This window comes from Paraburkholderia sp. RL18-085-BIA-A, from assembly GCF_046027075.1.
In the GTDB taxonomy this organism is placed as follows: Bacteria; Pseudomonadota; Gammaproteobacteria; order Burkholderiales; family Burkholderiaceae; genus Paraburkholderia.
The window spans coordinates 1-19675 of the sequence record NZ_JARESU010000004.1 but is presented as its reverse complement, the minus strand read 5'-3'; the positions used below and the strand labels follow the sequence as shown (position 1 = coordinate 19675).

Sequence of the window (19675 nt, the reverse complement as noted above, 5' to 3'; positions counted from 1 at the left end):
GCGATGGGGCTGTTCAAGAGGCGAGGCAAAACAGAGGCGCCGGCGACGGCGCCTCACGCTGCACCATCACACGCGCTCGATGGCGATCGCGATGCCCTGGCCGACGCCGATACACATCGTGCACAGCGCAAAACGGCCTTGCGTGCGATGCAGTTGATACATCGCGGTCGTCACCAGACGCGCACCGCTCATGCCGAGCGGATGGCCCAGCGCGATCGCGCCGCCGTTCGGATTCACGCGAGAGTCGTCGTCGGCGACGCCGAGCGCGCGCAGCACCGCGAGACCTTGCGAAGCGAACGCCTCGTTCAGCTCGATCACGTCGAACTGGTCGATGGTCATGTTCAGGCGCGCCAGCAGCTTTTGCGTGGCGGGCGCCGGGCCGATGCCCATCACGCGCGGCGCGACGCCGGCCGTGGCGATGCCCAGCACGCGAGCGCGCGGCGTGAGGCCGAAGCGCTTCGCGGTGGCTTCGTTGGCGAGCAAGAGAGCCGCCGCGCCGTCGTTCACGCCCGACGCGTTGCCCGCCGTCACCGTGCCGTCCGGACGCACCACGCCCTTGAGCTTGGCTAGCGTTTCGAGGCTGGTTTCACGCGGATGCTCGTCTTGCGACACCGTGATCGGATCACCCTTCTTCTGCGCGATCGTCACGCCGACGATTTCCTGCGCCAGCGTGCCGTCGCGTTGCGCGCGAGCGGCCTTCTGCTGGCTGCGCAGCGCGAAGGCGTCCTGATCGGCACGGCTGACGTTGTAGTCGGTCGCGACGTTTTCGCCGGTCTCCGGCATCGAGTCGACGCCGTACAGCTTTTTCATCAGCGGGTTGACGAAGCGCCAGCCGATCGTCGTGTCGTAAATGTCGGCCTGGCGCGAAAACGCGCTGGTCGCCTTGCTCATCACGAACGGCGCGCGGCTCATGCTTTCGACGCCGCCCGCCACCATCAGCGCGGCCTCGCCCGACTTGATGGCGCGCGCGGCGATACCGACCGCGTCCATGCCCGAGCCGCACAGGCGGTTCACCGTCGAGCCCGGCACGCCTTGCGGCAGGCCGGCGAGCAGCAGCGACATGCGCGCGACGTTGCGGTTGTCCTCACCGGCCTGGTTCGCGCAGCCGTAGATCACGTCGTCGATCGCGTCCCAGTCGACGCTCTTGTTGCGCTCCATCAGCGCCTTGAGCGGCACCGCGCCCAGATCGTCGGCGCGCACCGACGACAGCGAACCCGCATAGCGGCCAATGGGGGTGCGAATCGCGTCGCACAGGAATGCTTCGGTCATGTGATGTCTCCAGTTGATGTGCTGCGTGCGCTGCGCCGTGACCGGCAGCCGCTCTGGCGCGGGCGGGATGCGCAAAAGCATCGGCCCGGCGAGCCAAAGGTAAGCGCCGGCACAGCAGCCGTCACATCAGGGCAGCTTAGCGCAGGATCGGGAACGACGACCTCGAAATCGTCATTTGTTCTTTACACGAACATAAGGTCATATATCGAACAACCAGGCTCGATGATAGGCGCGTGCGCAAAACCATGTCAAGCGCGGCGAGGCCCGCACCAGGGAATACGTGCAGGCCATTGGGGGGGTGGCAAAGCGTCGGACGAATCGCAAGCCCGCTGTGGCGGGCGGGCGGCCGGGGGGGCGGTGGACAGTGTGAGTGCCGCGGCGCCGGGGTACCAACGTGCCGGGCCGCTGGCCGCCGGGACACCGGCGCCAGCGTTGACCCTGAAGCGCGTCAGCGAATCTCGATTCCCTCATCCACGATATAGCTGCGGATCACATCCACGAAATCCCGCTCGCCGCTCAGACCCAGCTTTTCGGCGCGCGAAGTATCCCACTGCCCCGGCCAACTGCCGACGATCTTCTCCACGCGCGCATCCGGCTCGCGCACGATCCGGTTCGCGACTTCGTCGCCGGCAACCTCGCGCAGCGCGGCGATCATCTCGTCGACGCTCACCGAAATCCCCGGCAGGTTCAGCACGCGCTGGTTGCCGAGCGCGGCTGCGTCGAGTTCGAGTCCGGCGATCAGGCTCTCGATCGCCTTGCGCGGCGACAGCAGCCACAAGCGCGTCGAGCCCGCCACCGGACACACGGCCGTTTCGCCGTTCAGCGGCTCGCGGATGATGCCGCTCGCGAACGACGACGCCGCCGCGTTCGGCCGCCCCGGCCGCACGCTGATGGTCGGCAGGCGCAACACCCGGCCGTCGACGAAACCACGCCGCGCGTAGTCGTTGAGCAGCAACTCCGCGATCGCCTTTTGCGCGCCATACGACGACTGCGGATTCAACGCGGTGTCGTTCTGCACCACCTCGGGCAGTTCGCCGCCGTAGACCGCGACCGAACTCGTGAACACCACGCGCGGCCGATGCCCGCGCTGCCGGCACACTTCCAGCAACAGGCGCGACGCATCCAGATTGATGCGCATGCCGAGATCGAAATCCGCTTCGGCCTGGCCGCTGACGATCGCCGCCAGATGGAAGATCGCAGCGGTCTTGTCGTCGATCGCGCGCTCCAGCACGCTGCGCTCGGCGATGTCGCCCACTTCAGTGCGCACGCGGCTGTCGCCGAAGTCGCCGGCGCGCACCACGTCGAGCAGCACCAGTTCGGTAATCGCTTGCGGCGCGCCCTGCGAGTCCTTCACGGAGCCGCGCGCGAGCAGTTCACGTGCGAGGCGCTGACCGAGAAATCCTGCGCCGCCGGTAATCAGTACTTTCATGTTCGGTGTCCTTCGTAGTGAATTGTTAGCGCTTTGCGTCCAGATACGGCTTGAGCCAACCGAGGCCAGCCGACGTGGCCGCGCGCGGCCGGTATTCGCAACCGATGTAGCCGTCGTAGCCGAGCGAATCGATCAGCTCCAGCAGATACGGGTAGTTCAATTCGCCGATGTCGGGCTCGTGCCGCTCCGGCACGCCCGCGATCTGGATGTGGCCGATGCCGGCCATATCGCGTTTGAGCTTCATCGCGAGATCGCCCTCGACGATCTGGCAGTGATAGCAGTCGAACTGCACCTTGAGATTCGGCGCGCCGACTTCCGCGCAGATCGCCTGCGCGTCGTCCTGGCGGTTCAGGAAGAAGCCCGGCATGTCACGCGTGTTGATCGGCTCGATCACTACCATGATGTTCTCGGCCTGCGCGGCCTGCGCCGCATGCGCGAGATTCTTCAGATAGACGTCGCGATGTTTGGCGCGCGGCTGATCCGCGCCGATCAGCCCGGCCATCACATGCACCTTGCGATTGCCGAGCACGCGCGCGTATTCGAGCGCGGTCTCGAAGCCGCGGCGGAACTCGTCCTCGCGGCCCGGCAGCGAAGCGATGCCGCGCTCACCGCCGGCCCAGTCGCCGGGCGGCGCGTTGAAGAGCGCCTGCGTCAGACCGTGCGCGTCGAGCCGCGCCTTCAGCTCGCCGGCACGGAAATCGTACGGAAACAGATATTCGACCGCTTCGAAGCCGTCTTTCGCGGCAGCGGCGAAACGGTCGAGGAAAGCGTGTTCGTTGTACATCATCGTCAGGTTGGCGGCGAAACGCGGCATGGCGGTAACTCCTTGAAAACGGTGTGATCCGGCGCGCGGCGCGAGCAACGAATGCGTGCGCCGCGCGTCAATGTCGATTTAGCGATTGACCAGCTTCGCCGGCGTGAGCCATGTGGCGATCGCGCCGATCACCAGCATGGCGGCCAGCACATACATACCGGTCTGCGTGCTGTGCGTGAGGTCCTTCAGATAGCCGATCATGTACGGGCTCGCGAAGCCCGCGAGATTGCCGATCGAATTGATGATCGCGATGCCGGCCGCGGCGCTCGCGCCCGACATGAACGCGGTCGGCAGCGACCAGAAGAGTGGCGCGCAAGTCAGCACACCGGCTGCGGCGAGCGACAGAAACGCGATCGACACCACCGTGTTATCCGCGAACGAGGCGGCCACCGCGAAGCCAATTGCGCCGAACAGCGCCGGCACGATCAGATGCCAGCGACGCTCGCGGCGCTTGTCGGCGCTATGCCCCATCACGTTCATCACGACGATCGCGCACAGAAACGGAATCGCGCTCAGCAGACCGATATTGAACGCGCCGCTCACGCCGGTCGATTTGACGAGCGTCGGCATCCAGAACGTCAGCCCGTATTGCCCCGTGACGAACGCGAAATAGATCAGCGACATCCACCACGTGCGCGGATCGCGGAACACCGCGCCGAGCGAATGCTCGTGGGTTTTTTCCTGCGGCTGCGCGGCGGCGATTTCATCGGTGAGCAGGCGCTTCTCGCGTTCGCTCAGCCACATCGCACTGGCGATGCCGTTGTCCAGATACAGGATCGTCGCAATCCCGATCGCGATCGCGGGGATCGCTTCGATCAGGAACATCCATTGCCAGCCCGCGAAACCCGAGCTGTTATGGAACGCCTGCATGATCCAGCCGGACAGCGGATTGCCGAAAATGCCCGACACAGGAATTGCCGACATGAAAACCGCGATGATCTTCGCGCGCCGATGCGACGGAAACCAGTAGGTCAGGTACAGGATCACGCCCGGATAGAAACCGGCTTCGGCGAGACCCAGCAGGAACCGCAGCAGATAGAACTGCATCGGCGTCTTCACGAACACGAACAGCGCGGACAACAGTCCCCACGTGATCATGATCCGCGCGATCCAGATGCGCGCGCCGAGCTTGTGCATCAGGATGTTGCTCGGCAATTCGAACAGGAAGTAGCCGATGAAGAACACACCGGCGCCCAGACCGAACACGGTTTCGCTGAACGCGAGATCTTGCGACATCTGCAGCTTCGCGAAGCCGACATTCACGCGGTCCAGATACGCGACCACGTAGCACAGCATCAGAAACGGCACGATGCGCCAGAACACTTTCTTGTAGGTGCGCTCAACTTCGGCAGCGCCGGGCTGTGCCGCGTTAGCGGCAACGGGACGGCTGGCTGCGGCTTGATACGAACTCATGCATTGTCTCCTTCCATGAATAGCCGGATGCGCGCCGGGGCGGCATGGCTTTGTTGTGTCGGGTTCTACCAGCGCGCGCCGAACACCGCGCGCAGTTCTTCGATGGCGGCGTCGTCGAGCGGCGCGGGTCGCGGATTCGTCATCAGCCACAAGCGCGCGGTCTCTTCGAGTTCTTCGAGCGCGTAAGAGGCCTGCGCGACGGAACGCTCCCACACCACCGGGCCGAGACGTTCGAGCAGCACCGCGCGCACCCTGTCGGCGAGCGCGGCGATCTGCGCGGCCACTTGCGGATCGCCGGGACGGCTGTAGCGAATCAGCGGCACGTGACCCACTTTCATCACGTAGTACGGCGTGAGCGGCGGCAGCACGTCCGTCTCGCTCCACACACCGGCGAGCGTCAGCGCGACCAGATGCGTCGAATGCGTATGGACGATGCCGCGCGCTTCGCTGTTGCGCGCATAGATGCCGCGATGCAGCGCGAGCGTTTTCGACGGCTTGCCCCCGGATACCGCGTTGCCGTCGAAGTCGACCTTGGCGATATCGGCGGGATCGAGGCGGCCGAGACAGGCGTCGGTCGGCGTGATCAGCCAGCCGTCGTCCAGCCGCGCGCTGATGTTGCCGGCGGTGCCCACCGTGTAGCCGCGCTGATGCAGACTCGCGCCGTTCACGCAGATTTCCTCGCGTACGCGGGCCTCGTTGGTCGTATGGAGTGCGGGCGCGGCGCTCATTGCGCGGCTCCGTCAAGATGACGCAAAGCCTTGTCGAAGAAATCGGTCGTGCCGAAGTTGCCCGACTTCAGAGCGAGCGCAAGCGGCTCGGCGCCGGTCGTCGCCGTGGCCGGCACGCCCGGATCGATCTGCGCGCCGATGCGCAGCGTGCGCACGTCGAGTGCCTGCACCACCGCGCCCGAGGTCTCGCCGCCCGCCACCACGAACTTGCGCACGCCGCGTTCGCGCAAGCCGCGCGCGATCGACGCCAACGTGGCTTCGACCAGATGCCCCGCTTCGTTGACGCCGAGTTCGCGCTGCACCACCTTGACTTCGTCGGGTGTGGCGGTCGCGTAGATCAGCACGGGCTCGGCGCGTTCGAGATGCGTCTGCGCGAAAGCCAGTGCGTGCTCCACGACCGCTTCGCCGCGCGCCGCCGCTAGCGGATCGATGCGAAACGCCGGCCGGTTTGCGCGCCATGCCGCCACCTGCGCATTGGTCGCTTTCGAAGCGCTACCGGCCAGCACCGCCGACAAGCCTTCGACGCGCGGCAACTGTGCGGCGTCGGCCTGCTCCGCGAGCAGGCCCGCGCGGCGGAAGTTGGCCGGCAAGCCCAACGCGACGCCGGAGCCGCCCGTGATCAGCGTGAGGTCCGCGCAGGCTTCGCCGAGCGCGTGGAGATCGGCGTCGGACACCGCGTCGGCAATCGCCATGCGCACGCCGTCGCCGCGCAACGCGTCGAACGCCGCGCGCACGCTCGACACGCCCTTGGCCACCGCGTCGTAACGCACGAGGCCGACTTTCGATTGGGTCTGACGTTGCAGCACGCGCACGAGGTTCGCATCGCGCATCGGCGTGAGCGGATGGTTCTCCATCCCCGACTCGTTGAGCAGCACGTCGCCGACGAACAGATGGCCGCGAAAGATCGTGCGGCCGTTCTCCGGAAAGGCCGGGCAGGCGATCGTAAAAGCGCTCGCGTGACCATCGGCGGTCAGCGCATCGAGCAACGCATCGGTCACCTGGCCGATGTTGCCCGCATCGGTCGAATCGAACGTCGAGCAGTACTTGAAGAAGAATTGCCGGCAGCCTTGCGCGCGCAGCCAGTCGAGCGCGGCGAGCGATTGCGCGATGGCGTCGGCGGCGGGGATAGTGCGCGACTTCAGCGCGACCACCAGCGCGTCGGCCTCGACCGTTTCGCTCGAAGCGGGTACACCGATCGTTTGCACCGTGCGCATGCCGCCGCGCACCAGCATGTTGGCGAGATCGGTCGCGCCGGTGAAGTCGTCGGCGATGCAGCCGAGCAACGCGCGTTTCGTGTTAGCCGTCATGGCGTGCTCCTCGCTTACTTCGCCGCCGGCACGTCGATGCCGGGGAAAATCTTGATCACCGCCGAATCGTCCTCGCCGCCGTGGCCGGCCGTGGACGCCATCATGAACATCTGATGCGCCGCCGCCGACAACGGCAGCGGGAATTTCGAGCGGCGCGCGGTATCGAGCACGAGCCCCAGGTCCTTGACGAAAATATCGACCGCCGACAGCGGCGTGTAATCGCCAGTGAGAATATGTGGCACGCGGTTTTCGAACATCCACGAATTGCCCGCGCTGTGCGTGATCACGTCGTACAGCGCGTCGGGATCGACGCCTTCGCGCAAGCCGAGCGCCATCGCCTCGGCCGCCACAGCGATATGCACGCCCGCCAGCAACTGGTTGATGATCTTCACCTTCGAGCCCGCGCCATGCGCCGAGCCGAGGCGATACACCTTGCCGGCCATCGCGGCCAGCACGTCCTCGCATGCGGCGTAGGCTGCAGCCGGTCCCGACGTCATCATCGTCATTTCGCCGGATGCGGCGCGCGCCGCGCCGCCCGACACCGGCGCGTCGAGCATCTGCAAGCCGGCTGCCTCGACCCGTTTGCCGAGTTCGATCGCGAAGTCCGGCGCGACGGTCGCGCTCGCGATCACCACGCCGCCCTGCTTCATCGCGCCGAGCGCGCCCTGCTCGCCGCACAGCACGGCTTCGGTTTGCGCGGCATTCACGACCAGCGTGACGACCACGTCGCATTGCGCGCCGAGTTCGGCGGGCGTCGCGCAACCTACGCCGCCTTCGGCGACGAACGCCTGCAGCACCTCGCTGCGCAGGTCGCACGCGTGGACCCGAAAGCCCGCGCGCAACAACGAGCGCGCGACTCCCAGGCCCATTGCGCCCAGACCGATGACACCGACATTTCTCGACATGCTTGACCTCTCAAGATTCGTTATGCGTGGCTGCGCCCGTTCACTTGATACGTTGACCGGACACAACCCGCGCACTCGCCCGGCTTCAGCAAATGCCCGCTTCCGCGAGCCGCCGCGCGGCGTTGTACATATGGGTTTGCGCCGCATTGCGCGCGGCCATCGGATCGCCCGCGCGAATCGCGGCGGCAATCGCCGCGTGCTCTTCGCGCACCTGGCGCGAGAAGTCCTCGCGCAACGCTTCGTTGCGGCGCGTGACGACCGTGCCCGCTTCCAGGTACTGATTCAGGAACGTGAGCGTTTTGAGGAAATACGGATTGCCGGTGGCCGCCGCGATCGCGCGATGGAACGCGACGTCTTCAGCAACGCCGTCCTCGCCTTCGGCCACCGCCTGCTCGATGCGCGCGAGCGCCGCGTCGATCGACGCCATGTCGGCGTCGCTGCGGCGCATCGCGGCTTCCGACGCCACCTCGGCTTCGATCGCGCGGCGCAGCGCGAGAATCTGCACCACCGAGCCGGGCTCGACCGCTTCGGCGTAATCAATGCGCAGCGGCCGGATCGCGCCGTGCGCCGCGATGAACACACCGCTGCCCTGGCGCGGCTCGACCACGCCCTCATTCTTCAGCCGCGAGATCGCCTCGCGGATCACGGTGCGGCTCACACCGAACTGCTGTGCGAGCACAGCCTCGGTCGGCAGCTTGGCGCCACGCTCGAAGGTGCCTTTGTCGATCTGCTTGAGCAGTTGCTGCGCGACGGTGTCGCTCAACGCCCGCGCAGGAATCTTGTCGAACATCGATGCCTCGATTGATCATGTTATCGGGTCATCATACAAATTTAAGATGTAGTCGGCATCCGCGCAAACCCTGGGACGTGCGGGCATTTTCGCGTTAAGTTGGCGAAACAGAAGGCTTAAGCTATCGTCACGCCTTTGCGCAGCAGCGCGTCGCGAGAAGCGGCGCGGCCGCCGGCGCACTTTCCCGAACGCATCTTTCAAGGCCCATGAGCAAAGCCCTGCCGCCGTCTTCCGCCGTTCCCGTCAGCGCCGAACCGGCCCCGGACAAACCGGGCGACTCGTATGTGCAGTCCTTCGCGCGGGGGCTCGCGGTGATTCGCGCGTTCGACGCGACGCGCCCCGAACAGACGCTCACCGATGTCGCCGCCGCGACCGGCCTCACGCGCGCCGGCGCCCGCCGCATTCTGCTGACGCTGCAAACGCTCGGCTACGTGGAAGCCGAGGGCCGCCTGTTCCGCCTCACGCCGAAGATTCTCGACCTCGGCTTCGCGTACCTGACGTCGATGCCGTTCTGGAATCTCGCCGAGCCGGTGATGGAAGGACTGTCGGCGCAGGTGCACGAGAGCTGCTCGGCGGCCGTGCTCGACCGCACCGAGATCGTCTACGTGCTGCGCGTGCCGACCCACAAGATCATGACGATCAATCTGTCGATCGGCAGCCGGCTGCCCGCGTACTGCACGTCGATGGGCCGCGTGCTGCTGGCCGCGCTCGACGACGAGACGCTCGAGGCGACGCTAGGTTCGACGCCGCTCTACGCGCACACGCCGCGCACCGTCACCGACAAGGAAGAGCTGAAGAAGCTGATCGCGCAGGTGCGCCGCCAGGGCTGGGCGATCGTCGATCAGGAACTGGAAGGCGGGCTGATTTCGCTGTCCGCGCCGATCCGCAATCGCCAGGGGCGCGTGATCGCGGCGATGAACATCAGCGGCAACGCGCAGCGCAATTCGGCGAAGCAGATGGTGAAGGCGTTTCTGCAGCCGTTGCAGCAAGCGGCGCAGACGGTGTCGGAGATGGTGGCGCGGCGCGGGTAGTGAGTCCACAGGGGCGCCTTGCGACCCGACAACCAAGCTTCACTCATTGACGCGCACCATCACCGCTCGATCAATCGCCTTGTTCGCGGTCTCCCTGAGCATCGAGACCGCGATCAGCGACACCAACACGCACGCCTCCACATAACCGGCCGGCGCCCGTTTGCTGCCGGTCAGCCGGATCAGCCGCGTCGCGACGAGCTGCGCGGTCCCGCCGAATACACATACGCTCAACGCATACGCGATCGTCACTGCCCCAGATACCGCTCCACCAGCCGCGCCCAGAACGCCGCGCCGACCGGCAGATTGCGATCGTTGAAATCGTAGTGCGGGTTGTGCACCATGCAGGCGTCCTCGCCCGCACCGTTGCCAATCCGCAGGAACGTGCCCGGCCGCTTCTGCAGCATGAAAGCGAAATCTTCGCTGCCCATCAGGATGTCGGTCTGCGCGACCACCTTGTCGTCACCGACCAGTTCGCGCGCCACCTGCACCGCGAAATCCGTTTCGGCATCCGAATTAACTACCACCGGATAGCCTTCGATGTATTCAACCACCGCCTTGCCGCCATAGCTCGCAGCCTGGGTTTCGGCCAGCTCGGTAATACGCTTTTTCAGCAGCGCGCGCACTTCGGGGCTGAACGAACGCACGCTCAGTTCGAGTTTCGCGCTGCTCGAAATCACGTTGTTCGCGGTGCCCGCATGCATCGAGCCGACCGTCACCACCGCCGGCTGCGACGGGTCGACGTTGCGCGCGACGATTGTCTGCAGCGCCATCACGATGCTCGCCGCCACCACGACCGGATCGACCGTCAGATGCGGACGCGCCGCATGGCCGCCGACGCCCTCGATCGTGATGATCGCCTTGTCGCCCGCCGACATGAACGGCCCCTTGCGGAACAGCAGCACGCCGGGCTCCGCGCCGGGATGGTTGTGCACGCCGAACACGGCATCGCACGGAAAGCGCTCGAACAGCCCATCGTTGATCATTTTCAGCGCGCCGCTGTCGATGCCGCTTTCCTCGGCCGGCTGAAAGTACAGATGTACGGTGCCCGAGAAATTGCGTGTGGCCGCGAGATGCTGCGCGGCGCCGAGCAGCATGGTTGTGTGGCCGTCGTGGCCGCAGGCGTGCATTTTGCCGTGCGTGCCGCTCGCATACGGCAGACCGGTCTGCTCGAGAATCGGCAGCGCGTCCATGTCCGCGCGAATGCCGATGCTGCGCGGGCCGTCGCCCACCTTCAGCGTGCCCACCACACCCGTTCGGCCGACCTCGCGCGTGACCTGCCAGCCCCATTGCTCGAGCTTCTGCGCGACCAGCGCGCCGGTTTGCAGTTCCTCGTACGCCAGTTCCGGATGGTGATGAATGTGCTGGCGAATCTCGCGCAGGCCCGGCGCGGCGGGCTCCAGGTCGGACACTTCAGTAAAACGCGCAGTAAAACGCTCGGCTTCGCTCATCTCGGTTGCTCCAGGGATTCAGGCCGCGCGGCACGCGGCGAACAGCCCAGCACTATAGCCACCCCATTTTGTTCGAATAAGATGCTATTTTTTTCACCCCGATTAACACGCTTTATATAGAGGATTACCCTGATGAAGCTGCAGCAGTTGCAGGCCTTCGTCGCAGCCGCGCATCACCGCAGCTTGCGGGCCGCCGCGCGCGAACTCGGCGTGACGCAACCGGCCGTCACGCATACGATTCGCGAACTGGAAAGCGCGCTGAACGCGGAGCTGATGGTGCGCAGCGTGCGCGGCATCGAGTTGACGGCGTGCGGACTCGCGCTGCTGCCGCGTGCCGAACAGTTGCTGGGCGACATGCGGCGCACGGTCGAAGCCGTCGAGCAGGTGAAGGGGGAACTGGCCGGCAAGGTGAGCGTGGGCACGATGCCGTCGATCGCGCTCACCGCGCTGCCGCACGCGGTGTCGAACTTTCGCCGGAAAATGCCGCTGGTGAATCTGCACCTGGAAGAAGTGACGATTCCCGACGCGCTCGCGCGTTTGCGCAACGGCGCACTCGACATCGCGGCGCTTCACCACGTGCAGGCGCTCGACAGCGATCTGGTGCAAGTGCCGCTCTACTCGACGCAGTTCGTCGTCGCGATGCGCGCCGGGCATCCGCTCGCGAACGTCACGCGGCTGCACGAGCTGCTCGACGCGGAGTGGATCGCGACCGTCGGCGCCGATCACTTTCCGCACAGTGTGATGATGGCGATGTTCAACGCGCACGGCCTGCCGGTGCCGAAGCGCCTGGTGCGCGCGCCGTCGTCGTTCGCGGTGACCTTGGGGCTGGTCTCGCAGACGGACGTGATCGGCTGCTTTACGAGGCCGCTCGCGCAGATGGTCGCGCCGCTCGGCATCCGTGTCGCGCAGATCGAAGACGCGCTGCCGAACTACGATCTCAGCATCATCTCGCGGCGTGATCTGCTGCCGACGCCGGCCGTGCAGCAGTTCGTGTCGTGTTTGCAGCAGGCGACGCGCGAGCGGATGGCCGCGGCCGAATAGTTCGGCTTACTGAACGACGGCGCGGTCCAGGAGAAACGCGACCAGTGCCTGTCCCGCGTCTTCGAGGCGGCCGGAATTGTCGATGGTCGTGCAACGAACACTATCGGGCAATGAAAACGGCGCACGCCGCGCGAGCCGCGCCGCGACCTGCTCCGCCGATTCACGCGCCCGCATGCCAAGACGCGCTGCGAGAATATGCGGCGCGGCGTCCACGTGCACCACTTCGGTCTGCGGATAACGCGCCAGTGTATGCCGCACATACTGCCGCGAACCGTTGACGACCACCGTGCAGCCGCTCGCCAGCCACGCGTCGAGTTCGACGCCAATGCCATAGCGCAGCGAATGGCTCGACCACTCCAGCGCGAACAGCCCCAGCACCGAACGCACCGCGAACTCCTCGACGCTCAATGCGACATGCGCTTCGCCGTGGCCGCTCGGCCGCGTGATGTAGCGGTGCGCAAACAGAATCGGCTCGCCCAGCAGACGCTTGCGCGCGAACTCCAGCAGCGAGTCCTTGCCCGCGCCGGACGGTCCCATTACATAGATCAAACGGCCTGCCATTGTTATTTCACCTCGTGGGTCTGAAACGGCACACGCTGCCACAGCACGAACGGCTCACCGGGCGACGGCTCGACGAAGAGCGCGGCGTGATCGACCGCGAGCGGGCCGAGCGTGGGCGTTTGCTGCCGCCACCACGCAACCAGCGCCGCGCGCTCGCCGGCGTCGGTGAGCGAACTGGACAGCGTCATGTGAAAACGGAATTCGTCGAACACATACGGATAGCCCCATTCGACCAGCAACGCGCGCTGCGGTTCGCTCAGCGGCGCGGCGAGACGGCGCGCGAGATCGGCGGCGGACGGCCGCGCACGCAATGCGTCGAGTGTTTGCAGCGCGCTCGCCGCGAGCGCGCGCACGCCTGCTTCGCCTCGCTGATCCGCGGGCCGCAGCGCGACGAAATCGCCGAGCGTCGCGGCTTCCACCGGCAATGCGAACGCGTTTTGCGTGAGCGCCCAAGCTCGCGTCGCAGCCAGCACATCGTCTTGAGTCACACCATCGGCGAGGCGAAACGGCGGGACCAGCGTGCCATGCCAACCATAGCGGCGCGGCGCTTCGGTCAACTCCATCAGAGGACGCGTCAAGCCTTGCGGTTGCGGCGGCACACATGCCTCGCCGCTTTGCGCGTCGCGGCCGAGCCACGCCGAACCGGCGCGCCACCATGCCGACTCACGCGACGGTGCGTAGTACACGGCGAAACGCGCGTCGTCACTCCACACGGCGCCGCTCACAGGTCGTGCTCCACCAGCAGTTGCACGCGATCCGCGGCGAAATGCGTGAAGCCGTATTTGATCGGCGTGCCTTGCAGATCGACGTCGACGTTCTCGACCCACAGCACCGGTTGCTGACGATTGATGTTCAAACGCCGCGCCACTTCCGGCTCGGGCAGCACGCTGCCGATACGGCTCCATTTGCGCAGATAGTCGGTCACGCCGAACTCGGCCAGCGACTTCGTCATGCTGCCGGTGCGCTCCAGCACTTCCGGCAAGTTCGAGAAACGCCCGGCCGGATACCAGTTGCGCGCGAACGTGAGCGGCACACCGTCGGACTCGTGCAGCGATTCGATGCGGTAGACCGCGGCGCCGGCCCGCAGACCGAGCGCCTTCGCGACGCTCGGCTCGGCCTTCACACGCGCGGCCGACAGCATCGTGCCCCCCGCCGCGTGGTGCTGCTGACGCAGGTTCTCGGTAAAGCGCGTGCGGCGGCCGATCGTATAGTCGATCGCGCCGGGTTGCACGAAGGTGCCGCGCCCCTGTTCCACGCTGACGAGGCCCAGTGCGGCCAGGCCCAGCATCGCGCGGCGCACGGTGTGCCGGTTCACGTCGAAGCGCTTGGCGAGTTCGCCCTCGCTCGGCAGGCGTCCTTCTTCGCCGAAACCGCTCGCCGCGATCTCGGCCGCGAGAATCTGCTCGATCTGCCGCCAGACGGCAACGCCCGCGCCGCGTTCGAGCATCGTGCCCGGCGTCGCGCTGTCGTTCGATGTCATGGTGCTGTCATTCCTTTGGGTTCAAATTGTCGCGATGAAATGCATTGTAGTGCGCAAGCCGTGATGGAAATGTGAAACGGGTCTATCGCGCAACAACGCTTGGCAAGTATACCTTTAAACGTCTAGACGTTTAGATGAACGGATGGCCGAATGACCACTCGATGGAGCGGCCAGGATCGATCGCCGGCGCGCAACCGCATGATGTGCTGCGTCTGCAACGTGGCCGGCTACGTGAGCCAGTTTCTGCGCGTGATTCCGCGCGTACCGACACGCACGCTCGTCGCCGAACCACTGCTGTCGCGCGGCGTCGCCGAAGACGAGGCCCGCACGCGCGCCGCCGCGCTGCTGGCCAGATTGAACGTGCCGGCGCGGCTGCGGACGCTGGCGCCCGGCACCTTCGCGAGCGGCGAGCAGCAGCGCGTGAACATCGCGCGCGGCTTGATCGCCGGCCATCCGCTCTTGCTGTTCGACGAACCCACGGCTTCACTCGACGCGGAGAACCGCGACGTGGTCACCGATCTGATCGTCCAGGCACGCGAACGCGGTGCGGCGATCGTCGGTATCCTTCACGACGAAGAGCCGCGCAACAGGGTTGCGACGCGCCGTCTGGAACTGCGGCCGCCACGGCGAAACTGATTGATTGCTCGACGCGAAACGGCACTAGAATGAACCAGCGACGCGCAGTGCCGGACTAACGCAGATACATGGAAACACGGCAGCGGCAACAACACCCAAGGCCCGCCTTAAACGGAGCAAGTCGATGTTGATCAGGAACGCTCGCATCGTGACGCGAGAAGAAGAATTTACCGGCGTGCTACGCGCCGAAGACGGTGTGATTCGCGACATCGGGCGCGGCACGACCGCCGCGCCCGAAGCCGAAGACTGGGACGGCGACTATCTGCTGCCCGGCCTGATCGAGCTGCACACGGACAACCTGGAGAAGCATCTCGCACCGCGTCCGGGCGTGCAATGGAATACCGATGCCGCGTTCGTGATCCACGACGCCCAGGTGGCGGCCGCGGGCATCACCACGGTGTTCGACGCGCTCGCGATCGGCTCGCGCTCGAGCGTCGGACTGCGCGGCCGCGATCTGCAAACGCAATGCGCCGAATCCCTGCTGCGTTTTTCCACGCGCAAACTGTTGCGTGCCGAACACTTTCTGCATCTGCGCTGCGAGATCGCCACCGCCGACGTGGTAGAAATATTCGACTCGCTGTGCACGCATCCGCTGTTGCGGCTCGCGTCGGTGATGGATCACACGCCCGGTCAGCGGCAATGGCATGACCGCGAGCAATGGCGCCGCTTCCAGGAACGCAACGGCAAACTGAGCGACGAGCATGTCGCGACGGCGCTCGCGGAACTGTCGGTCGAACAGGAACGTTATGCCGATACGCACCGCCGCGAAATCGTCACCCGCTGCAAGCAACTCGGCATTCCGGTCGCGAGCCACGACGACACGCTGATCGAACACGTCGAACAGGCGAAGGCCGAAGGCATCGTGCTCGCCGAATTCCCGACCACCCGCATCGCCGCCGAAGCCGCGCGCGCGCATGGCATCTCGACCATCATGGGCGCGCCGAATATCGTGCGCGGCGGCTCGCATTCGGGCAACGTGTCGGCGCTCGAACTTGCGCGAGCCGACCTGCTCGATATCCTGTCATCGGATTACGTGCCGTCGAGCCTGATGACCGCCGTGTTCGAACTGGTCGACAAGGCCGGCTGGACGCTGCCGCGCGCGATGGCGACGGTCTCCGCCGAACCCGCTCGCACCGCCGGCCTGCACGACCGGGGTGCGATCGAAACAGGCCTGCGCGCGGACTTCGTGCGCGTGACGATGCTCGACACGCTGCCGGTGCCGCGCGCGACGTATCGCAACGGAGTACGGATCGTTTGATGGGGTGTGTTTAAAGCTGGCGGCGCTATCGCAGCCGCAGCCGCGCCGTGTCGTGCCTCACGTCGACAACGGCACGCGCTCCGGCTCGTCCGCTTCGAACCACGCGGGGTTACGCGCGGCGATCGGACCGAGCGGCATCAGAATCTCGCGCAGATGGCTGCGCATCGCGTCTTCAGCGGCGCTCGGGTCGTGCGCGCGCAAGCCGGCCAGAATCTTCGCGTGCTGCTTGATCAGCAGATCGAGCGGCGACACATCCGGCAGGCTCAGATAACGCACCCGGTCCATTTGCGCCTTGATATCCTGAATCGTTTCCCACGCGCCCGTGCAGTCGATCGCCTGGACGATCGCGTAATGGAACGCCTCGTCGAGCGCGAGGAACGCGGCCGTGTCGTTCGACTTCGCCGCGAGTTTCAGTTCAGCGATCCGCTCGCTGACCGATTGACAGCGCTCGCGGCGTCCGCGCACGGGGAACCCCAGGCGTTGACGGACGCATTACTGGCAGTGCGGGAAGTGTTTCCGGTGGATCTTGCCGGTCATGTGGAGTTCAGGGCGGAGCTTCATCGCGCGCTGCAATTGCTGCGGGAGCACGGCGCACGCGGGGCGATTGCCGCGTTGAAGTGAATCGTTGCGTGTTGGAGATGGGCACGGTGTGAACCGGCAGGCACTGCCGCTCGTCGGGCACACCGGACGCGTCAAGCGCCTCAAGCAGTCGGCTCGGCCTCACGCCCTTCAGCCGCGCCTTCGCCCGCTCTCGCTCGCGCAAACCCCGCCTGTTCGTGCCGGCGCGCGTCGAGCACATCCTGATAGCGCAGATACCCACACCGTCCGCCGGATTTCGCCGCGTACATCGCCGCATCCGCGTTGAGCAGCAACTCCTCGGCCGTGCCGCTATCGTCCGGGAACTGGCTGATGCCGATACTCGCGCCCACCGTCATGCTATGCCCATCCATCAGCAACGTTTCGTTCAACGAATCCATGATGCGCGACGCGATGCCGGGCGCGGCCTGGGCGACACGCGGCCCCTCGATCAGCACGATGAACTCGTCGCCGCCCAGCCGCGCGATCACATCCCCCGCGCACAGCACCTGCTCGAGCCGCAGCGCCACCGCGGCCAGCACCTTGTCGCCGACCGAGTGGCCAAACTGGTCGTTGATCTGCTTGAAGCGGTCGAGATCGACGAACAGCACAGCAAGCCCTTGATCGCGCCGCGACGCTTGCTCGATCGCGCTTTCGAGCTTCTGCATGAACAGCATGCGGTTCGGCAATCCGGTCAGTACGTCGTGCGTGGCGAGGTGCACGAGTTCGCGCTGTTTCGCATGCAGCGCGTCCATTTGTGCCTTGATTTCGCGGCGCAGACGATCGAAGCAGCGCGCCAGCACGCCGATCTCGTCGGTACGTTTAAGCGGCAGCGTGTGCATCGCGTGCTCGGCGAACAGATGCGTCGCCGCGTACGCGAGCTGATGCAGCGGCTTGGTCAACGCGCGCGCGAACAGAATCGCCAGCAGCACCGAAAGGCCGCTGAAGATCAGCACCATGCGGATGATCCGGTTGCCCAGCAGATTCGCGCCCGACAGCACATCGCCGAGCGGCTTGGCGAGACCCAGCACGATGAAGCGGCTGCCCTCGGAGCCGCCGAACGGCCTGCGCACGAATGCAAGCACCTGGCCGGACGCCTGCCGCGGGTGCGCCAAACCGTTCAGCAGCACTTCGCTTTGAGTCTGCTCGAACAACGGCTTCGTCACGGAGAAGCTGTCCTGCATCAAAACGCGCCGGCCCCGGTCGAAGCCGAAGGTCTTCGACGCGTCCGGATGAACCAGGAAGTCACCCCATTCGTTGGCGAGATAGACCTGGTAGTCGCTTGGCAGATCGCTCTGCAAGCGCTTGAGCATGCCGGCCAGATCGATGTCGATCACCACCACGCCCACCACGCTCCCGTTGAAGTCCGCCACCGGCGTGCCGATCCGCAGCGTCGGCTTGCCTTCGGCGGCATGGGTGCCGTACTCGTGATTGACCGAAATCGGCGACGTGTAGATGCGCCCGGGCGCGAACGCGAGCGTATCGAACACATACGCGAACTGGCCTTTTTCCTGCAGCTTGCGCCCTTCGACGCGCACGAGCCCATCGGCGTCGCGATCGAAGCGGATCACTTCGAGCCCATAGTGCTGCCGCGTGATCAGGCGGATTTGCAGGTACTCCCGGTGATGCAACATGAAGCTCGAATACACCTGGGCCAGCCGCTCGCGCCCCGGGCTCGCGCTGACGCCGTCGTTGGTTTGCGCGACGCTTGCCGACGACGGCATGGTCGCGAGCACCAGCGCGTCGGCGGCCACATCGTCGATCGACGCGGCAAAGCGCTGCCCCAGCAATTCCGTCGAGGTCAGCAGGCTGTGTTCGGCTTCGTTGACCAGCATCGTGCGATTCGCGCGGTACGCGTAATAGCCGGTCGCGCCGGACGCGAGCACGCCGATGCAGGCGAGCAGCACCGATAGCTTGAAGGTCAATGCCGGCCGTATCATCAGAACTGCTCCGACCGGTCGCCGGACACGATGCGAGCCCACAACTCCTCGCGCCGTTGAATGTCTTCCACCGGCCCGATCCACACGATGTGCGCGCTGCCGCTGTTATCCACGGGCGCGCTCAGCGTGTTGGCGAGCCCCTGGCGTTGCGTGAGCAGCGCGCTCACGCCCGGTTCGAGCATGTAGTTGATCCACGCGAGCGCGAGCGGCCGGTCGCTCGCGGAACGCGTGATCGACCAGCAGTCGAGCCACGCGAGCGCGCCTTCGTCGGGAATCACGTAGCCCACGTCCGCGCCCGCGCGGCGCAGCAGTTCGACCTGCTGGGTGCCGTAGTTGCCGAACATCAACGCGACCTTGTGCTGGATGAAGAACGCGGTCGCCTCTTCCGGCAACGTGTAATAGGTCAGCAGGTTGCGGCGCAGATCGATGAGCTTGTGGGCGATCGTGCGCATTTGCGCAGCGTTTAGTTGAAACGGATGGGGATAGCCGAGCGCCAGCGCAGTAAACGAGAAATTGTGCTGCGCGCTATTGAAGTCGAGCACCTTGCCGCGGTACCGCGGGTTCCACAACTCGCGCATCGAGCGCGGCGCGACCGGAATCTGCTTGCGATCGTAGATGAGCCCCATTGACGAATACGTGAACGGGATCGCGTACACCTTGCCCGCCGAGGTCAGCCCTTCGATGGAGTCGAGCGCCTGAAAACGCGGCAACTGCTTTTTCGTGTTCGGCAGGCGGGACAGATCGAGCGGCGCCAGCAGATTCGCCTGCATATAGCGGCGGATTTCGGCGGTGTTGGCGGCGAGCACGTCGAAAGACGGCGCGTCTTTGCCATGCATCAGCGCCCACAGCGCCTCGTCGGAATCGACCAGCGTGACTTCGACCTTCACCTGATAGCGCTGCTCGAACGCCTTCACCACGTCGGCATCCGCGTAACCGGGCCAGGCGAGAACACGCAGGACTTTCCCGCCGGCGTCGGCCCCGGCCCCCGCCGCGAAGCCCAAACCGAAAACGGCGCCGAGCAACAGCGTCAATACGGCGCGAAAAAAACC

General features: G+C 65.8%; 18 protein-coding genes and 3 pseudogenes. 5 read left to right on the top strand and 16 right to left on the bottom strand.

Annotated features, from left to right (window positions below):
• Positions 1-66: 66 nt before the first annotated feature.
• The 8 genes from pcaF to P0D89_RS03580 form a co-directional block, all read right to left on the bottom strand.
• Positions 67-1269 (bottom strand): 3-oxoadipyl-CoA thiolase, encoded by a 1203-nt coding sequence (gene pcaF / locus P0D89_RS03615; protein WP_408358368.1) that lies wholly within the window; start codon positions 1267-1269, stop codon positions 67-69.
• A 448-nt stretch (positions 1270-1717) separates the two neighbouring features.
• Positions 1718-2698, bottom strand: coding sequence for a D-erythronate dehydrogenase (denD, locus tag P0D89_RS03610; RefSeq protein ID WP_408358367.1), 981 nt, complete (start codon positions 2696-2698; stop codon positions 1718-1720).
• Positions 2699-2723: 25 nt separating this feature from the next.
• The gene (gene otnI / locus P0D89_RS03605) at positions 2724-3512 is read right to left on the bottom strand and encodes a 2-oxo-tetronate isomerase (RefSeq protein WP_408358366.1); all 789 of its coding nucleotides are present in this window, start codon (positions 3510-3512) and stop codon (positions 2724-2726) included.
• A 78-nt stretch (positions 3513-3590) separates the two neighbouring features.
• Entirely contained in the window at positions 3591-4925 is a 1335-nt protein-coding gene (locus tag P0D89_RS03600; protein ID WP_408358365.1) for an MFS transporter, read from the bottom strand.
• Positions 4926-4990: 65 nt separating this feature from the next.
• Positions 4991-5653, bottom strand: coding sequence for a 3-oxo-tetronate 4-phosphate decarboxylase (gene otnC / locus P0D89_RS03595; protein ID WP_408358364.1), 663 nt, complete (start codon positions 5651-5653; stop codon positions 4991-4993).
• A complete protein-coding gene (gene otnK, locus P0D89_RS03590; protein WP_408358363.1) occupies positions 5650-6960 on the bottom strand; it encodes a 3-oxo-tetronate kinase in 1311 nt (436 codons plus the stop codon). Before otnK ends, otnC begins: the two co-directional genes overlap by 4 nt.
• Before the next feature lie 14 nt (positions 6961-6974).
• The gene (gene ltnD, locus P0D89_RS03585) at positions 6975-7865 is read right to left on the bottom strand and encodes an L-threonate dehydrogenase (RefSeq protein ID WP_494478159.1); all 891 of its coding nucleotides are present in this window, start codon (positions 7863-7865) and stop codon (positions 6975-6977) included.
• 85 nt (positions 7866-7950) lie between these two features.
• Positions 7951-8655, bottom strand: a complete 705-nt coding sequence (locus P0D89_RS03580) for a FadR/GntR family transcriptional regulator (RefSeq protein ID WP_408358361.1) — start codon at positions 8653-8655, stop codon at positions 7951-7953.
• Between the two features lie 206 nt (positions 8656-8861).
• On the opposite strand from P0D89_RS03580, the gene P0D89_RS03575 reads away from it, so the two are divergent.
• Positions 8862-9686 (top strand): IclR family transcriptional regulator, encoded by an 825-nt coding sequence (locus P0D89_RS03575; protein ID WP_408358360.1) that lies wholly within the window; start codon positions 8862-8864, stop codon positions 9684-9686.
• Positions 9687-9725: 39 nt separating this feature from the next.
• Here the strand turns inward: P0D89_RS03575 and P0D89_RS03570 are convergent.
• Together P0D89_RS03570 and P0D89_RS03565 are read right to left on the bottom strand one after the other, a co-directional pair.
• Positions 9726-9935: pseudogene (locus P0D89_RS03570) on the bottom strand (hypothetical protein); the annotation flags it as partial.
• On the bottom strand, positions 9932-11134 hold the full coding sequence (locus tag P0D89_RS03565; RefSeq protein WP_408358359.1) for a M20 aminoacylase family protein: 1203 nt from the start codon (positions 11132-11134) through the stop codon (positions 9932-9934). The pseudogene P0D89_RS03570 and the gene P0D89_RS03565, both read right to left, overlap by 4 nt.
• Positions 11135-11266: 132 nt before the next feature.
• Here P0D89_RS03565 and P0D89_RS03560 point away from each other — a divergent pair, with 132 nt between their 5' ends.
• On the top strand, positions 11267-12175 hold the full coding sequence (locus P0D89_RS03560) for a LysR family transcriptional regulator (RefSeq protein ID WP_408358358.1): 909 nt from the start codon (positions 11267-11269) through the stop codon (positions 12173-12175).
• 6 nt (positions 12176-12181) lie between these two features.
• On the opposite strand, the gene phnN is transcribed toward P0D89_RS03560, so the two are convergent.
• From phnN to phnF, 3 genes are read right to left on the bottom strand one after another with little or no spacing between them, the layout of a single operon-like run.
• Positions 12182-12736 carry a phosphonate metabolism protein/1,5-bisphosphokinase (PRPP-forming) PhnN gene (gene phnN, locus P0D89_RS03555; protein ID WP_408358357.1) on the bottom strand — a complete coding sequence of 185 codons (555 nt, stop codon included), beginning with the start codon at positions 12734-12736 and terminating at the stop codon, positions 12182-12184.
• A 2-nt stretch (positions 12737-12738) separates the two neighbouring features.
• Positions 12739-13461: a DUF1045 domain-containing protein gene (locus tag P0D89_RS03550; protein WP_408376083.1), complete on the bottom strand. Its 723-nt coding sequence runs from the start codon at positions 13459-13461 to the stop codon at positions 12739-12741.
• On the bottom strand, positions 13458-14216 hold the full coding sequence (phnF, locus tag P0D89_RS03545; RefSeq protein ID WP_408358355.1) for a phosphonate metabolism transcriptional regulator PhnF: 759 nt from the start codon (positions 14214-14216) through the stop codon (positions 13458-13460). The genes P0D89_RS03550 and phnF overlap by 4 nt, the downstream gene beginning before the upstream one ends.
• Before the next feature lie 167 nt (positions 14217-14383).
• On the opposite strand from phnF, the pseudogene P0D89_RS03540 reads away from it, so the two are divergent.
• Positions 14384-14852, top strand: a pseudogene (locus P0D89_RS03540) (ATP-binding cassette domain-containing protein); the annotation flags it as partial.
• Between the two features lie 124 nt (positions 14853-14976).
• Entirely contained in the window at positions 14977-16110 is a 1134-nt protein-coding gene (locus tag P0D89_RS03535) for an alpha-D-ribose 1-methylphosphonate 5-triphosphate diphosphatase (RefSeq protein ID WP_408358354.1), read from the top strand.
• A gap of 57 nt (positions 16111-16167) precedes the next feature.
• On the opposite strand, the pseudogene P0D89_RS03530 reads toward P0D89_RS03535, so the two are convergent.
• A pseudogene (locus P0D89_RS03530) lies at positions 16168-16527 on the bottom strand (GntR family transcriptional regulator); the annotation flags it as partial.
• A 63-nt stretch (positions 16528-16590) separates the two neighbouring features.
• Between P0D89_RS03530 and P0D89_RS03525 the strand changes: the two are divergent.
• A complete protein-coding gene (locus P0D89_RS03525) occupies positions 16591-16731 on the top strand; it encodes a hypothetical protein (protein ID WP_408358353.1) in 141 nt (46 codons plus the stop codon).
• A gap of 80 nt (positions 16732-16811) precedes the next feature.
• Here P0D89_RS03525 and P0D89_RS03520 read toward each other — a convergent pair whose 3' ends face one another.
• Both P0D89_RS03520 and P0D89_RS03515 read right to left on the bottom strand, forming a co-directional pair.
• On the bottom strand, positions 16812-18626 hold the full coding sequence (locus P0D89_RS03520; RefSeq protein ID WP_408376082.1) for a diguanylate cyclase domain-containing protein: 1815 nt from the start codon (positions 18624-18626) through the stop codon (positions 16812-16814).
• On the bottom strand, positions 18626-19657 hold the full coding sequence (locus tag P0D89_RS03515; RefSeq protein WP_408376211.1) for an extracellular solute-binding protein: 1032 nt from the start codon (positions 19655-19657) through the stop codon (positions 18626-18628). The genes P0D89_RS03520 and P0D89_RS03515 overlap by 1 nt, the downstream gene beginning before the upstream one ends.
• Between the last annotated feature and the right edge of the window lie 18 nt (positions 19658-19675).

Bases quoted from the DNA above. Each gene is read 5' to 3' on its own strand.
- P0D89_RS03600 (WP_408358365.1), bottom strand. From the start codon at position 4,925: ATGAGTTCGTATCAAGCCGCAGCCAGCCGTCCCGTTGCCGCTAACGCG.
- P0D89_RS03535 (WP_408358354.1), top strand. From the start codon at position 14,977: ATGTTGATCAGGAACGCTCGCATCGTGACGCGAGAAGAAGAATTTACC.
- pcaF (WP_408358368.1), bottom strand. From the start codon at position 1,269: ATGACCGAAGCATTCCTGTGCGACGCGATTCGCACCCCCATTGGCCGC.
- P0D89_RS03560 (WP_408358358.1), top strand. From the start codon at position 11,267: ATGAAGCTGCAGCAGTTGCAGGCCTTCGTCGCAGCCGCGCATCACCGC.
- otnC (WP_408358364.1), bottom strand. From the start codon at position 5,653: ATGAGCGCCGCGCCCGCACTCCATACGACCAACGAGGCCCGCGTACGC.
- phnF (WP_408358355.1), bottom strand. From the start codon at position 14,216: ATGACATCGAACGACAGCGCGACGCCGGGCACGATGCTCGAACGCGGC.
- phnN (WP_408358357.1), bottom strand. From the start codon at position 12,736: ATGGCAGGCCGTTTGATCTATGTAATGGGACCGTCCGGCGCGGGCAAG.
- otnK (WP_408358363.1), bottom strand. From the start codon at position 6,960: ATGACGGCTAACACGAAACGCGCGTTGCTCGGCTGCATCGCCGACGAC.
- P0D89_RS03575 (WP_408358360.1), top strand. From the start codon at position 8,862: ATGAGCAAAGCCCTGCCGCCGTCTTCCGCCGTTCCCGTCAGCGCCGAA.
- P0D89_RS03565 (WP_408358359.1), bottom strand. From the start codon at position 11,134: ATGAGCGAAGCCGAGCGTTTTACTGCGCGTTTTACTGAAGTGTCCGAC.
- otnI (WP_408358366.1), bottom strand. From the start codon at position 3,512: ATGCCGCGTTTCGCCGCCAACCTGACGATGATGTACAACGAACACGCT.
- ltnD (WP_494478159.1), bottom strand. From the start codon at position 7,865: ATGTCGAGAAATGTCGGTGTCATCGGTCTGGGCGCAATGGGCCTGGGA.
- P0D89_RS03580 (WP_408358361.1), bottom strand. From the start codon at position 8,655: ATGTTCGACAAGATTCCTGCGCGGGCGTTGAGCGACACCGTCGCGCAG.
- denD (WP_408358367.1), bottom strand. From the start codon at position 2,698: ATGAAAGTACTGATTACCGGCGGCGCAGGATTTCTCGGTCAGCGCCTC.
- P0D89_RS03520 (WP_408376082.1), bottom strand. From the start codon at position 18,626: ATGATACGGCCGGCATTGACCTTCAAGCTATCGGTGCTGCTCGCCTGC.